The sequence below is a fragment of the Enterobacter sp. KB-280D8 genome, assembly GCF_041399405.1.
Classification (GTDB): Bacteria; Pseudomonadota; Gammaproteobacteria; order Enterobacterales; family Enterobacteriaceae; genus Enterobacter; species Enterobacter cloacae_N.
On the sequence record NZ_JBGKEC010000001.1, the window covers coordinates 943547 to 957706 of the forward strand.

Sequence of the window (14160 nt, forward strand, 5' to 3'; positions counted from 1 at the left end):
AAATAACGAGGAAACGTTTATGACAATTGTGCGCATTGATGCCGAAGCCCGCTGGTCTGATGTGGTGATCCATAACCAGACGCTCTACTACACCGGCGTACCCGCTAACCTGGACGCGGACGCGTTCGAACAAACGGCTAATACCCTGGCGCAGATTGATGCCGTGCTGGAAAAACAGGGCAGCGACAAATCCCGGATTCTGGATGCGACCATTTTCCTGGCCAATAAAGATGATTTCGCGGCGATGAACAAAGCCTGGGATGCGTGGGTAGTGGCGGGGCACGCACCCGTACGCTGCACCGTACAGGCCACGTTGATGAAACCGGAATATAAGGTTGAGATTAAGATTATCGCGGCAGTTTAAGCCCGATTACTCTTCATCTTCATCCTCGAAACGCGCCACGATCCGCTCGCCGGTATGCGTGGCGCGCAGTTCTTCCGCCACCTGGGAAATCGCCTGTCCGCTGCTCATCCCCTGGGACATCAGTTCCTGGATTCGCTCAACCGCTTTCTGCTGCTGTTCATGGCTCAGAGAAGGTAAACCTGCAAACATCGTCAACTCCTGCTAAATTATTCGCGCTAATTATTTCACGCTGCCCGGTAGTATGCCACACATGAACATGCGCTTCCCCACTGTTATTACCTTGCCCTGGCGTGCAGACGCCGCTGAATTCTGGTTTGCCCGCCTGAGCCATCGTCCGTTTGCGATGCTGCTGCATTCCGGTCATGCGGACCACCCCTATAGCCGCTTTGATATTCTGGTGGCCGATCCGGTGAAGACGCTGACAACCGATGACCTGTCGTTAACGGACGATCCGCTGGTGCAGCTTCAGCAAGCCATTAACGCACTGGGCTTATCTGCCACACCGAATCCGGACCTCCCCTTTCAGGGGGGCGCGCTGGGCCTGTTTGGTTACGATCTGGGTCGCCGTTTCGAAACGCTGCCGGAGCATGCGCAGGCTGATATTTCCCTGCCGGACATGGCCGTGGGGCTGTATGACTGGGCGTTAATTGTCGATCACCAGAAACGAACGGTTTCCCTTCTGAGCCATCAAGACGTGCAGGCGCGTCTGGCCTGGCTTGAGGCGCAGCAGCCTGCCCCGGCACGGACGTTTACGCTAACCTCCGGCTGGCGCTCGAACATGACCGCAGCGGAATACGCCGAAAAATTCGCGCGCGTTCAGTCGTATCTGCAAAGCGGCGACTGCTATCAGGTTAACCTCGCCCAGCGTTTTCAGGCGACATATCAGGGGGATGAGTGGCAGGCCTTTATCCGTCTCAATGCCAGCAACAGTGCGCCGTTCAGCGCGTTCGTACGTCTGGAACAGGGGGCGGTCCTTAGCCTGTCGCCGGAGCGCTTTATTCATCTCGCGGAGGGCATGATTCAAACCCGCCCGATTAAAGGCACGCTACCGCGTCTTGCCGACCCTGATGCCGATCGCCGGCAGGCGGAAAAACTCGCCGCATCACCGAAAGATCGTGCCGAAAACCTGATGATTGTCGACCTGATGCGTAACGATATTGGCCGGGTCGCCGAGCCAGGCAGCGTGCGCGTGCCGGAACTGTTCGTCGTCGAGCCTTTCCCGGCGGTGCATCATCTGGTCAGTACCATTACCGCGCGTCTGCCCGCCTCTCGCACCGCCTGCGATCTGCTCCGCGCCGCATTTCCGGGCGGCTCCATCACCGGCGCGCCAAAAATTCGCGCCATGGAAATCATCGACGAGCTGGAACCGCACCGCCGCAACGCCTGGTGCGGCAGCATCGGCTATATCAGCCTGTGCGGCACCATGGATACCAGCATTACCATTCGCACGCTGACGGCCTGCGGCGGCAATCTGTACTGCTCTGCGGGCGGCGGCATTGTGGCGGACAGCCAGGTCGAGGCGGAGTATCAGGAAACCTTTGATAAGGTCAACCGTATCCTGAAACAACTGGAGAACTAACGGTGGAGAAAGAGAACCTGACGCTGGATGATTTTCTGTCGCGCTTTCAGCTGTTGCGGCCACAGGTCAACCGCGAGGCGCTGAATCAGCGCCAGGCGGCGGTGCTGATCCCGGTGGTGCGTCGGGAACAGCCAGGCCTGCTGCTTACGCAGCGCTCGCCGCATATGCGCAAACACGCAGGTCAGGTGGCCTTCCCGGGAGGCGCGGTGGACAGCACCGATGCGTCGCTGATTGCCGCCGCGCTGCGGGAAGCGCAGGAAGAGGTGGCTATTCCTCCTGAAAAGGTCGAGGTCATCGGCGTGCTGCCGCCGGTCGACAGCGTCACCGGCTTTCAGGTCACACCTGTGGTCGGCATTATCCCGCCTGGCCTGCAGTATCACGCCAGCGTCGACGAAGTCTCTGCGGTGTTTGAAATGCCGCTTGAAGAGGCGCTCCGGCTAAGTCGCTATCATCCGCTGGATATCCATCGCCGGGGGCATGACCATCGGGTCTGGTTGTCCTGGTATCAGCATTATTTTGTCTGGGGCATGACGGCGGGCATTATTCGTGAACTGGCGCTGCAAATCGGCCTGAAGCCTTGACTATACTTTACATTCCATCCTTTTTTGCAGGTTTGCGATCCGCGTCGCGCTATTAGCAAAACCCATCGTCAACCATTAGTTTAATTCATGTGAATAGTTAAGCCGAGGTCGGTGTTCCCTCTTACACTATGCCCAGTTATAACATCGTTACTGGAACCCCGGTAACCCTGTCAGGAGTGTGAAAGTGATTAGTATATTCGACATGTTCAAAGTGGGGATTGGTCCTTCTTCTTCCCACACTGTAGGGCCGATGAAGGCCGGTAAACAGTTCGTCGATGATCTGGTCGAAAAAGGATTACTGGAAAGCGTTACCCGTGTCGCCGTAGACGTTTACGGTTCACTGTCATTAACGGGTAAAGGCCACCACACCGATATCGCCATTATTATGGGTCTGGCGGGCAATATGCCGGACACTGTTGATATTGATGCCATCCCGGCATTCATCCGCGACGTGGAAGCGCGCGGCCGCCTGCTGCTGGCTAACGGTCAGCACGAAGTGGATTTCCCGCAGGATGACGGCATGCGTTTTCGCAGCGACAACCTGCCGCTGCATGAAAACGGCATGACTATCCACGCATGGAGCGGCGAAAAAGAGATCTACAGCAAAACCTACTACTCCATCGGCGGTGGCTTCATCGTTGACGAAGAGCATTTTGGTAAAGAGAGCGCGGGCGACGTGAATGTGCCCTATCCGTTCAAATCGGCCACCGAAATGCTGGGCTACTGCAAAGAAACCGGTCTGTCGCTGTCCGGCATGGTGATGCAGAACGAACTGGCGCTGCACAGCAAAAAAGAGATCGAGGACTATTTTGCCAACGTGTGGCAAACCATGCGCGCCTGTATTGACCGCGGGATGAACACCGAAGGCGTCCTGCCTGGGCCACTGCGCGTGCCGCGTCGTGCCTCTGCCCTGCGCCGTATGCTGGTGACCACCGACAAGTTCTCTAACGACCCGATGAACGTGGTCGACTGGGTTAACATGTTTGCCCTCGCGGTAAACGAAGAGAACGCTGCGGGTGGTCGCGTCGTGACTGCGCCAACCAACGGTGCGTGCGGGATCGTCCCGGCTGTGCTGGCCTACTACGATCACTTTATTGAGCCCGTGACGCCGGATATCTATATCCGTTATTTCCTCGCGGCAGGCGCTATTGGCGCGCTGTACAAGATGAATGCGTCCATTTCAGGCGCTGAAGTGGGCTGTCAGGGTGAAGTGGGCGTAGCCTGCTCCATGGCGGCGGCCGGTCTGGCCGAGCTGCTGGGTGCAAGCCCTGAACAGGTTTGCGTGGCGGCGGAAATTGGCATGGAGCATAACCTCGGTCTGACCTGTGACCCGGTCGCGGGCCAGGTGCAGGTGCCGTGCATTGAGCGTAACGCGATAGCTTCCGTCAAAGCGATTAACGCCTCGCGCATGGCGATGCGCCGTACCAGCGAACCACGCGTGTCGCTGGATAAGGTAATCGAAACCATGTACGAAACCGGCAAAGACATGAACGCGAAGTACCGTGAGACGTCGCGCGGCGGTCTGGCCATTAAGGTGCAGTGCGACTAATCCTCTCTTTCGCCCATCCGCAACGGATGGGCGAATTTCTCCCTTCATTCTCGTCTCTTCCTTCTTTCCCCACTACACTTTTACGGTCGCGGCTGCTCGCGCACTGCCTGATATCAGGCAGCGGCTAAGTATTGGACTCGTTGCGAAAGGGGTTGAGAGAAGCGGACGCGGTATTAACGCCACAATGGCTGGCGGGAAATTCGTCCCCGCCAGCACATCATAACGGGCACATCGTACCCGTTAAGCAGACTTATTCATCTTCGTCGTGTGCAGACTGTTCTTTAACAATGCGGACCAGATCGACGCGGTAGTCGTTGGCTTCAACGATAGTGATGTGCAACGGAGGAAGCTCGATTACATCTCCGACGCGCGGGATCTGACCGTTTACGGCGATAACCAGACCCGCCACAGTTGCGATGTCTTCTTCGTCGTTAACCACGTTCTCCAGCCCCAGCGTGTGCGAGAGCGCGTGCAGGTCGGTCGCACCTTTGACCAGCCAGCCTTCGCCGTCGGCCACAATCTCAGGCGTTTCGTCTTCATCCGGGAATTCACCGGCAATAGCTTCGAGAACGTCCAGCGGCGTCACCAGCCCCTGTACCACACCAAACTCGTTGGTGACGATAACAAAGCTACCGCGCGCGCGACGCAATACGCCCAGCAGGTTGATCGGATCCAACGTTTCCGGCACGACAATCGCCGGCGACGAAGCTGCAATCGCCTCTACGTTGACGCCCTCTTCCAGCGCCACCAGCATCTCTTTTGCCCGCACGACGCCGATGATCTCATCCAGCTCACCGCGGCATACCGGGAACAGGCTGTGCGGTGAAGAGAGCAATTGCTGACGAATTTCATCTACGCTCAGGTTCGCATCCACCCAGCTGATTTCCCCGCGCGGCGTCATGATGCCGCGCAGCGAGCGGGAGGCAAGGGAGAGCACGCCGTTAATCATGTAGCGCTCCTCTTCCACAAACGCCCCTTCCGGGACCGGCACCGGGTTACGGTTTTCGGAATCAGACTGAACGTTCACCTGGCGACGCCCTCCCATCAGGCGCAGAATGGCGTCCGCCGTACGGGCGCGCAGCGGCTGATTTGACTGCTGCTTAATAAAGTTACGGCGCGCAATCTGGTTGAACAGTTCGATCAGAATCGAGAAGCCAATCGCGGCGTACAGGTAGCCTTTCGGAATATGGAAGCCAAAACCTTCCGCCACCAGGCTCAGACCAATCATCAGCAGGAAGCTCAGACAGAGCACGACCACCGTCGGATGCTGGTTGACGAAGCGCGTCAGCGGTTTCGAGGCCAGCAGCATTACCGCCATAGCAATGACCACAGCCGCCATCATCACCGGCAGATGGTTCACCATACCGACTGCAGTAATAACCGCATCCAGCGAGAAGACCGCATCCAGCACCACAATTTGCAGTACCACGACCCAGAAGCTGGCATATCCTTTACCGTGCCCATCATCGTGCTGACGGTTTTCCAGCCGTTCATGTAGCTCCGTCGTCGCTTTGAAAAGCAGGAATATCCCCCCGATCAGCATGATCAAATCACGCCCGGAGAAGGTGTAATCCATGACGGAGAACAGCGGTTTGGTCAGCGTGACCATCCAGGAGATGACGGAGAGTAGCCCCAGTCGCATGACCAGCGCCAGCGACAGACCAATCAGACGCGCTTTATCACGCTGTTTTGGCGGCAGTTTGTCCGCAAGGATGGCGATAAACACCAGGTTATCAATACCGAGAACGATCTCCAGTACGACCAGCGTGAGCAGTCCCACCCAGATTGACGGGTCCATTAAGAATTCCATGACAAGCTCCTGCTAAAGGAATGACAAAACGGTGCCCCACTCAACGTGGGCAAATATAAGGCAGACAGAGTCGATACGTGGCGTGGTTCGCCGGTGAAAAAGGCGCGGAATGGCCTGGTAGATGACTGACGTCGGTGACGGTCCATATAGTGGGCTGTAGCCCTATACTCCTGAACAATTAAACGGAGGCTAAACATATCAGACACAATGCATTTTTAGCAAAGATTTACGTTCCTTTGCAAAGATCTGTAACACAGTGGCTGTACCCTTAAGATAAATCTGTCGCGTGTAGCTAAATTACGGATCTTCATCACATAAATTATTTTTTCACTATCTAAAATAATTCGCGGAAGTCTTAGTTTTTGAACTCTAACCCTTATCTGAATCGATTCGGTTCGCCAATACGATTCTCAGTACGTCTGTCCGGCAGGCGTATTAATGATAATAAAAGGAGGTAGCAAGTGACCATTGCTATTGTCATAGGCACACATGGTTGGGCTGCTGAGCAGCTACTCAAAACGGCAGAGATGCTGTTGGGCGAGCAGGAAAACGTCGGCTGGATCGATTTCGTTCCCGGTGAAAATGCCGAGACGCTGATTGAGAAGTACAATGCTCAACTCGCGAAGCTGGATACCAGCAAAGGCGTGCTGTTTCTCGTCGATACATGGGGCGGCAGTCCGTTTAACGCTGCCAGCCGCATTGTCGTCGATAAAGAGCATTATGAAGTCGTCGCCGGGGTTAACATTCCCATGCTGGTGGAAACCTTTATGGCGCGCGACGACAACCCGAGCTTCGATGAGCTGGTCGCGCTGGCCGTTGAAACCGGTCGTGAAGGCGTGAAAGCCCTGAAGGCTCAGCCGGTTGAAAAACCTGCCCCTGCCCCGGCTGCGGCGGCACCGAAAGCGGCGGCACCGGCAAAACCGATGGGACCGAACGATTACATGGTTATCGGCCTTGCGCGTATTGATGACCGCTTAATCCACGGGCAGGTGGCGACACGCTGGACCAAAGAGACCAACGTTCGCCGCATCATCGTCGTCAGCGACGAAGTGGCCGCTGATACCGTCCGTAAAACCCTTCTGACTCAGGTTGCACCACCGGGCGTTACCGCGCACGTGGTGGATGTTGCTAAGATGATCCGCGTTTACAACAACCCGAAATATGCGGGTGAGCGCGTGATGCTCCTGTTTACTAACCCGACAGACGTCGAGCGCATTGTTGAAGGCGGCGTGAAAATTACCTCCGTGAATATCGGCGGTATGGCTTTCCGTCAGGGCAAAACGCAGGTCAACAACGCGATTTCAGTCGATGCGAAAGATATCGAGGCGTTCAACAAGCTGAATGCCCGCGGTATTGAGCTGGAAGCCCGTAAAGTTTCCACTGACCCGAAACTGAAAATGATGGATTTGATCGGTAAAGTTGGGAAATAAGCCCGCGCCGGTTTTTCACATAAAGCTTATGTCATAGGAGAAGTACAATGGAGATTACCACTCTTCAGATTGTGCTGGTGTTCATCGTCGCGTGTATTGCGGGTATGGAATCCGTACTTGATGAATTTCAGTTCCACCGCCCTCTGGTGGCCTGTACGTTGATTGGTGCCGTTTTGGGTGATATGAAAACCGGTATCATCATCGGCGGTACGCTGGAAATGATCGCCCTCGGCTGGATGAACATCGGTGCTGCCGTTGCGCCCGATGCCGCGCTGGCCTCTATCATCTCAACCGTTCTGGTTATTGCCGGTCATCAGAGCATCGGTGCAGGTATCGCCCTGGCCATTCCTCTGGCCGCAGCGGGTCAGGTGCTGACTATTATCGTGCGTACCATCACCGTTGCGTTCCAGCATGCGGCGGATAAGGCGGCCGAAAATGGCAACCTCACGGCACTCTCCTGGATCCACGTTTCGTCCCTGTTCCTGCAGGCGATGCGTATCGCGATCCCGGCGGTTATCGTTGCGATTTCTGTCGGCACAAGCGAAGTTCAGGGCATGCTGAATGCGATCCCTGAAGTGGTCACCAGCGGTCTGAACATCGCGGGTGGTATGATCGTCGTGGTGGGTTACGCAATGGTCATCAACATGATGCGCGCAGGCTACCTGATGCCGTTCTTCTACCTCGGCTTCGTCACCGCCGCCTTCACCAACTTCAACCTGGTTGCACTGGGTGTGATTGGTGCCGTGATGGCGATTCTCTACATCCAGCTCAGCCCGAAATATAACCGCGTTGCGGGTGCCCCAGCGCAGGCTGCTGGTAACAACGATCTCGATAACGAACTGGACTAACAGGTGAGCGAAATGGTTGATATGACAAAAACTACCACCGAGAAAAAACTCACTCCGGGTGATATTCGTGGCGTGTTCATCCGTTCTAACCTGTTTCAGGGTTCATGGAACTTCGAACGTATGCAGGCGCTGGGCTTCTGCTTCTCCATGGTACCGGCGATCAAACGCCTGTATCCGGAAAACAACGAAGCGCGTCGTCAGGCAATTAAGCGTCACCTGGAATTCTTCAATACCCATCCTTACGTCGCGGCTCCTGTTCTGGGCGTGACGCTGGCGATGGAAGAGCAGCGTGCGAACGGCGCGGAGATTGACGATGGTGCCATCAACGGTATCAAAGTCGGTCTGATGGGTCCGCTGGCCGGCGTGGGCGACCCTATCTTCTGGGGTACCGTTCGCCCGGTCTTCGCGGCGCTGGGTGCCGGGATCGCGATGAGCGGCAGCCTGCTCGGTCCTCTGCTGTTCTTCATCCTGTTCAACGCGGTGCGTCTGCTGACCCGTTACTACGGCGTGGCGTACGGCTACCGTAAGGGCGTGGACATCGTTAAGGATATGGGCGGCGGCTTCCTGCAGAAACTGACCGAGGGGGCGTCAATTCTCGGCCTGTTTGTGATGGGGGCGCTGGTTAACAAGTGGACGCACGTGAACATCCCGCTGGTGGTTTCGACCATCACCGGTCAGGATGGTCAGACCCGCGTCACCACCGTGCAGACGATTCTGGACCAGCTGATGCCTGGCCTGGTGCCGCTGCTGTTGACCTTCGCCTGTATGTGGCTGCTGCGTAAGAAAGTGAACCCGCTGTGGATCATCGTTGGCTTCTTCGTCATCGGTATCGCGGGCTACGCTGTCGGCCTGCTGGGCCTGTAAGACACTGCGTTATCGACCGGGGGCTTGCCCCCGGTCTTTTTATCTGGAGGATGAATGACTGTTACGGACATCGTACTGGTTTTATTTATTGTTGCCCTTCTGGCTTACGCGATCTATGACGAGTTCATAATGCCTCGCCGCCACGGCGAGACGCTGCTGTCCCTTCCCCTCTTGCGCCGAGGACGCATTGATGCGTTTATCTTCGCGGGCCTGGTGGTCATTCTGATATACAATAACGTGACCAGCCACGGTGCAATATTAACCACATGGTTATTATGTGCGCTGGCATTAATGGCGATTTACCTTTTCTGGATCCGCTCGCCAAAACTCATTTTTAAAAAACACGGATTCTTCTTCGCCAACATATGGATAGAATATAACCGTATTAAAGAGATGAATTTATCCGAAGACGGCGTGTTAGTGATGCAATTAGAACAACGCCGCCTGCTCATCCGGGTCAAAAATATTGATGACCTTGAAAAAATCTACAACTTACTCGTTAAAACTCAATGAGTTATTATTATAACCTCGGCTATATATTGTGATATTCTTTCGCAAAGAATATAGCCGTTGCTATATCTTCCCTCCTCATTGACTTATATTTATTAACGATATTTTCACGCATAAATCTAAATGAAAATCGTTATCAAAAAGGCGAATAAATTAAGCCTTTATCATTGTTGTTTTATATTCTCAAAATATGTTAAGGTTGCGCCCGTCGTTGGGGAGTAGCCGATTTCCTGCACGCAGGAAATGTACGTGTCAACATACTCGTTGAAAAACGTGGCGCGTACGGATCGCTTTCAGCACACTTACCGTGCAAAAGGGATCAGGCGAGACCATAGATACATCAACTGCTGTTTACTGGGGGCAGTGATGTGTCATATGGATATCCCCGGTCTGGACGCTCTTATGAACATCTCCGCTACGATCCTTCTCGCTTTTGGCATGTCCATGGACGCATTTGCGGCTTCCATCGGCAAAGGCGCCACGCTTCACAAACCTAAATTCTCAGAAGCTCTGCGCACCGGTCTGATCTTTGGTGCCATCGAAACGCTGACGCCGCTCATTGGCTGGGGTTTGGGCATGCTCGCCAGCCAGTTCGTGCTGGAGTGGAACCACTGGATTGCGTTCGTCCTGCTGGTATTTCTCGGTGGCCGAATGGTGATTGAAGGTTTTCGCGGGAATGATGATGAAGATGAAGCACCGCTGCACCGCCACGGTTTCTGGCTGCTGGTCACTACGGCAATTGCCACCAGCCTGGACGCCATGGCCGTCGGGGTGGGTCTGGCGTTCCTGCAGGTCAATATTATCGCCACCGCGCTGGCCATCGGCTGTGCAACGTTGATTATGTCCACGCTGGGCATGATGGTTGGACGGTTTATCGGCCCGCTGCTGGGTAAACGCGCCGAGATCTTAGGCGGTATTGTGCTGATCGGCATTGGTGCCCAGATCCTCTGGGCACACTTCGCGCCTTAAGCGTCGCGCTGCCAGACGTGGATACTGAAATCCGTCTGGCAGCCAAACGTCGTTCGAGCCGCTAACGCATCCCATACTTCCGGTTTTGCCCGCCACGCGAACGGCGTCATTTGCAGCAGGGCTACCGCCTCTTCACCGTTTAAATTCATTTCATACGCCACTGACTGCTCCTGCTTCAGCGTAAAGCCTGTCAGCTGTTCAGAGTGCGGGGCATGCAGACGCACCTCGTCGTAAATGAGCCCTTTCAGCTCCATCAGGTGACGCGGGCCCGGCGTGACGGTTATCACCCAGCCTCCGGGCTTCACCACGCGCGCCAGCTCTTCTGCTTTACACGGCGCGTAAATGCGGATAACGGCGTCCATACTGACATCCTCAAACGGCAGCCGGTGGCTGGATGCCACGCAGAACGTCACGCCAGCGTAACGTTTAGCCGCCGCGCGGATCGCCACTTTCGACACGTCGAGACCGAATGTCACAGCCCCCTTTTCACGCACCACATCCGCAAACCGTGCGGTGTAGTACCCTTCCCCGCAGCCGATATCAAGCATGGCGGACGCCGAATCAGGCAACATGTCATTCAGCATCTGCGCTACCGTTTCCCGCAGCGGCAGATAGTGTCCGGCATCGAGAAACGCCCTGCGCGCCTGCATCATCTCTGCGCTATCGCCCGGATCGCGGGAGCGCTTGTGCTGCACCGGAAGAAGATTCACATACCCTTCTTTCGCCATATCAAACTGGTGTCCCTGCGGACAGGCATAACTTTTATCTGAGCGCGTCAGGGACGCGTGGCAAAGGGGACAGCTGAAGGACATGACAACTCCGGGAGATAAACCAAAGGGCGAAGTGTACCGCTATTCGCCCCGCTATAAAACGGCTGGATTACCGCATCACGATAAGGTGGTTAGAACCGGCAGGCAGCCCGTCAGGCTTCACGTTCTCCAGGCGCAGAACGTTGCCCATAATTTCGCTGAAGACCGGTGCGGAAACCGCTCCGCCATAGTAGGCCCCGTTTTGAGGATCGTTAATCACCACCACCAGGGCAAAACGCGGGTCGCTGGCAGGCGCAACGCCTGCGGTATAGGCGACGTATTTATCAACATATTTGCCGCTATCATCAATTTTCTTCGCCGTCCCGGTCTTCACCGCCACGCGATAGTCGCGAACGGCCGCCTTAACGCCCCCGCCGCCGGGCAGCGCAACGCTCTCCATCATGTGCTCCACCTCGTGCGCGATCTCTTCCGGCATGACGCGGTGTCCGATAACGGGGGGATCGATGCGGGTGATGGAGAGTGGACGCTCAAGACCGAAGCCGCCAATCGTCGCGTAGACGTGGGCTAGCTGGAGCGGCGTGACCATAAGGCCGTAGCCAAAGGCAAAGGTCGCGCGGTCGAGCTGGCTCCAGTATTTACGCTGTGGCAGCAGCCCCGCGCTCTCACCCGTTAGGCCAAGCCCCGTGTTGGTGCCAAAACCAAAGTTTCGATAAGTATCAATCAGATGCTGAACAGGCATCGCCAGCGAGAGTCGGGATACGCCGGTATCGCTCGATTTTTGCAGGATCCCGGTCATGGTCAGCTCAGGATAATAACCCACGTCGCGGATACGATGCCCATCAAGGGTATACGGGTGGGTATCAATAACGCTGTCCGGCTGGACCAGCCCCTGCTGCAGGGCCGTCATCAGCACCAGCGGCTTGACGGTCGAACCGGGCTCGAACGTATCGCTGATTGCACGGTTGCGAAAATCGTTTATCGTCGCGCCTTCCCGGTTATTGGGGTTGAAATCAGGATAGCTCGCCATGGCGAGTATTTCCCCGGTGGGGATATTGATTAACACGGAGGCCCCTGACTCGGCCTTATTCCAGGCGACGGCATTATTCAGCGCATCTTCGGTAATGGTTTGCAGCCGCTCGTCAATGCTCAACTGGATGTTATGCGCCGGCGTGGGCGCCACTTCCGTCAGGTTTTCAACCACGCGCCCGTAGCGATCCTCCCTTACCTGTCGGATACCCGCTTTTCCCGTTAGCTGCACATTGAAGCTTTTTTCCACCCCTTCAATGCCCTGTCCGTCAATATTGGTGAAGCCAATCAGATTTGCCGCCACTTGGCCTGCCGGGTAAAAACGGCGGGATTCATCGCGTAAATTAATGCCGGGCAAATTGAGTTTATCAATCCACTTTGCCTGTGCTGGATCGACCTGACGCGCCAGGTAGATGAAGCGGCCCTGGGGATTAGCGTTAATTCGCGAAGCAAGCGTGTTCAGTGAGAGATGCAGCGCATTTGCCAGCGCCTGCCAGCGTTCATCAAAACCGACGCCCCCTTTCGCCCGCACGGTTTTAGGATCGGCCCAAACGGCCCGGACAGGCACGCTGACCGCCAGGGGTCGCCCTTCGCGATCCATAATCATCCCACGCGGCGCATCAATCGCCAGCTGACGGAGGGATCGCATATCTTCCTGCTTCACCAGATTGTCGGGTTTAATGATTTGTAGCCAGGCAACGCGGCCAAGTAAGAAGGCCAGACTGCAGAAAATAGCGAAACAGAGCAGCGCAAAACGCGCCGGCGTGAAATTGCCAGCGGTTATTATCAATTTCTTCTTCACCTGAACCCCAGGACTGTTAAACAACGCCCTGATTTAACGAGAAAAGATGCGCTTTGGGAGGCGAAACTGTGCTACTAACCTCGCAGCTTTGCAACAAGTTGCTAACAAGGCCGGAGATTGCAATATTTTGAAAGAAAGGGAATAAAAAAGCCCCGCATGATGCGAGGCTTTATGTCTGAGATTGAAGCGCTATGCGCCCCAGTCAGCAGCGGTTCGATCAGATAGCAGTTACGTTAACTGCAGCTGGGCCTTTCTGGCCGTCCTGAATTTCGAACTCAACGTTCTGGCCTTCAGCCAGAGTTTTGAAGCCGTTACCCTGGATTGCAGAGAAGTGTACGAACACGTCTTTGCTGCCGTCAGCAGGAGTAATGAAACCAAAACCTTTAGACTCGTTGAACCACTTAACTTGACCTTTAATCTTTGCCATTTTGCAAAATTCCTTAGAGTGTTTTCTTAGCCCGCAGGCATTAACTGAGATAAAACTGAGACATTACTGCATGAGGCACTAATATAAGGTTCGGCAGAGAAGCGGTATTCAACGACAACGTGTTTACTCAGGACTTCTTTACTGAAAATGCCACACATAAACAGAACTGTACCTCGTTTGACCCAAAACGTGTTATCACACACTATGTTTAATATGGCAAGCCATTTTTAAACATGTCTCGATCCGCCGCACAAATTCGAACACTGTCTGTAAGGATTTGCACAATTATGCGCTTCACAAACAGACGGCTTTACTCCCTTACACAGACTCAACGCTGCTTGCGCAACCGCTGTAATCTAAGACTTTTTTAACATAGCTCAATCATTACAATGCGTCCAGCAGACGGGAAAAGAAATCTTCGGCGTTGATTGAGTTAGAACAAATTGTGAAAACTTATGCTTAAATCATTGTAACGTGACCGTATTGTTTCAGGCAAAAACGATGTTAATAAACCACGACCCGCTGTATTAAAATGCACCAGATAATAAACAGGATTATGCACCAAAATAATGAAATTTTTATGACTCTGCATCAAAACAAGGCAAGCAAAACGTTTCGATAAAAATAAAAC

Annotated in this window: 15 protein-coding genes and 1 pseudogene; 9 read left to right on the forward strand and 7 right to left on the reverse strand. The window is 54.8% G+C overall.

Annotated elements, in window-relative coordinates; genetic code table 11:
• Window positions 1–19: 19 nt before the first annotated feature.
• Window positions 20–364, forward strand: a complete 345-nt coding sequence (locus AB8818_RS04470) for a RidA family protein (protein ID WP_008500498.1) — start codon at window positions 20–22, stop codon at window positions 362–364.
• 6 nt (window positions 365–370) lie between these two features.
• Here AB8818_RS04470 and AB8818_RS04475 read toward each other — a convergent pair whose 3' ends face one another.
• Complete coding sequence (locus AB8818_RS04475; protein WP_008500497.1) at window positions 371–553, reverse strand: YoaH family protein; 183 nt, start codon at window positions 551–553, stop codon at window positions 371–373.
• 61 nt (window positions 554–614) lie between these two features.
• Here AB8818_RS04475 and pabB point away from each other — a divergent pair, with 61 nt between their 5' ends.
• The 3 genes from pabB to sdaA all read left to right on the forward strand — a co-directional run bounded on the left by pabB (window position 615) and on the right by sdaA (window position 4073).
• Window positions 615–1943: an aminodeoxychorismate synthase component 1 gene (gene pabB, locus AB8818_RS04480; RefSeq protein ID WP_192984559.1), complete on the forward strand. Its 1329-nt coding sequence runs from the start codon at window positions 615–617 to the stop codon at window positions 1941–1943.
• A gap of 2 nt (window positions 1944–1945) precedes the next feature.
• Window positions 1946–2524: a CoA pyrophosphatase gene (locus AB8818_RS04485; RefSeq protein ID WP_116339264.1), complete on the forward strand. Its 579-nt coding sequence runs from the start codon at window positions 1946–1948 to the stop codon at window positions 2522–2524.
• Window positions 2525–2708: 184 nt separating this feature from the next.
• Window positions 2709–4073: an L-serine ammonia-lyase gene (gene sdaA, locus AB8818_RS04490; RefSeq protein WP_028013531.1), complete on the forward strand. Its 1365-nt coding sequence runs from the start codon at window positions 2709–2711 to the stop codon at window positions 4071–4073.
• A 250-nt stretch (window positions 4074–4323) separates the two neighbouring features.
• On the opposite strand, the gene yoaE is transcribed toward sdaA, so the two are convergent.
• Both yoaE and AB8818_RS04500 read right to left on the reverse strand, forming a co-directional pair.
• Window positions 4324–5883, reverse strand: coding sequence for a CNNM family cation transport protein YoaE (gene yoaE / locus AB8818_RS04495; protein WP_116339262.1), 1560 nt, complete (start codon window positions 5881–5883; stop codon window positions 4324–4326).
• Window positions 5871–6080 (reverse strand): hypothetical protein, encoded by a 210-nt coding sequence (locus tag AB8818_RS04500; protein ID WP_371199783.1) that lies wholly within the window; start codon window positions 6078–6080, stop codon window positions 5871–5873. The genes yoaE and AB8818_RS04500 overlap by 13 nt, the downstream gene beginning before the upstream one ends.
• A gap of 264 nt (window positions 6081–6344) precedes the next feature.
• On the opposite strand from AB8818_RS04500, the gene manX reads away from it, so the two are divergent.
• The 5 genes from manX (at window position 6345) to mntP (ending at window position 10504) form a co-directional block, all read left to right on the forward strand.
• A complete protein-coding gene (gene manX / locus AB8818_RS04505; RefSeq protein ID WP_163329887.1) occupies window positions 6345–7313 on the forward strand; it encodes a PTS mannose transporter subunit IIAB in 969 nt (322 codons plus the stop codon).
• Window positions 7314–7360: 47 nt separating this feature from the next.
• Window positions 7361–8161, forward strand: coding sequence for a PTS mannose transporter subunit IIC (manY, locus tag AB8818_RS04510; RefSeq protein WP_003859914.1), 801 nt, complete (start codon window positions 7361–7363; stop codon window positions 8159–8161).
• Window positions 8162–8173: 12 nt separating this feature from the next.
• Window positions 8174–9025, forward strand: coding sequence for a PTS mannose transporter subunit IID (locus tag AB8818_RS04515; RefSeq protein ID WP_006810994.1), 852 nt, complete (start codon window positions 8174–8176; stop codon window positions 9023–9025).
• 54 nt (window positions 9026–9079) lie between these two features.
• Window positions 9080–9538, forward strand: a complete 459-nt coding sequence (locus tag AB8818_RS04520; protein WP_163329886.1) for a DUF986 family protein — start codon at window positions 9080–9082, stop codon at window positions 9536–9538.
• A gap of 399 nt (window positions 9539–9937) precedes the next feature.
• The gene (gene mntP / locus AB8818_RS04525) at window positions 9938–10504 is read left to right on the forward strand and encodes a manganese efflux pump MntP (RefSeq protein WP_061099650.1); all 567 of its coding nucleotides are present in this window, start codon (window positions 9938–9940) and stop codon (window positions 10502–10504) included.
• Here the strand turns inward: mntP and rlmA are convergent.
• The 4 genes and pseudogenes from rlmA to AB8818_RS04545 form a co-directional block, all read right to left on the reverse strand.
• Complete coding sequence (rlmA, locus tag AB8818_RS04530; protein WP_116339256.1) at window positions 10501–11316, reverse strand: 23S rRNA (guanine(745)-N(1))-methyltransferase; 816 nt, start codon at window positions 11314–11316, stop codon at window positions 10501–10503. The two genes, mntP and rlmA, sit on opposite strands and share 4 nt — an antisense overlap.
• Before the next feature lie 67 nt (window positions 11317–11383).
• The gene (ftsI, locus tag AB8818_RS04535; protein WP_192984527.1) at window positions 11384–13102 is read right to left on the reverse strand and encodes a peptidoglycan glycosyltransferase FtsI; all 1719 of its coding nucleotides are present in this window, start codon (window positions 13100–13102) and stop codon (window positions 11384–11386) included.
• Window positions 13103–13319: 217 nt separating this feature from the next.
• Window positions 13320–13529: a transcription antiterminator/RNA stability regulator CspE gene (gene cspE, locus AB8818_RS04540; RefSeq protein WP_001062678.1), complete on the reverse strand. Its 210-nt coding sequence runs from the start codon at window positions 13527–13529 to the stop codon at window positions 13320–13322.
• A gap of 13 nt (window positions 13530–13542) precedes the next feature.
• A pseudogene (locus tag AB8818_RS04545) lies at window positions 13543–13687 on the reverse strand (DUF2627 domain-containing protein).
• Window positions 13688–14160 lie beyond the last annotated feature (473 nt).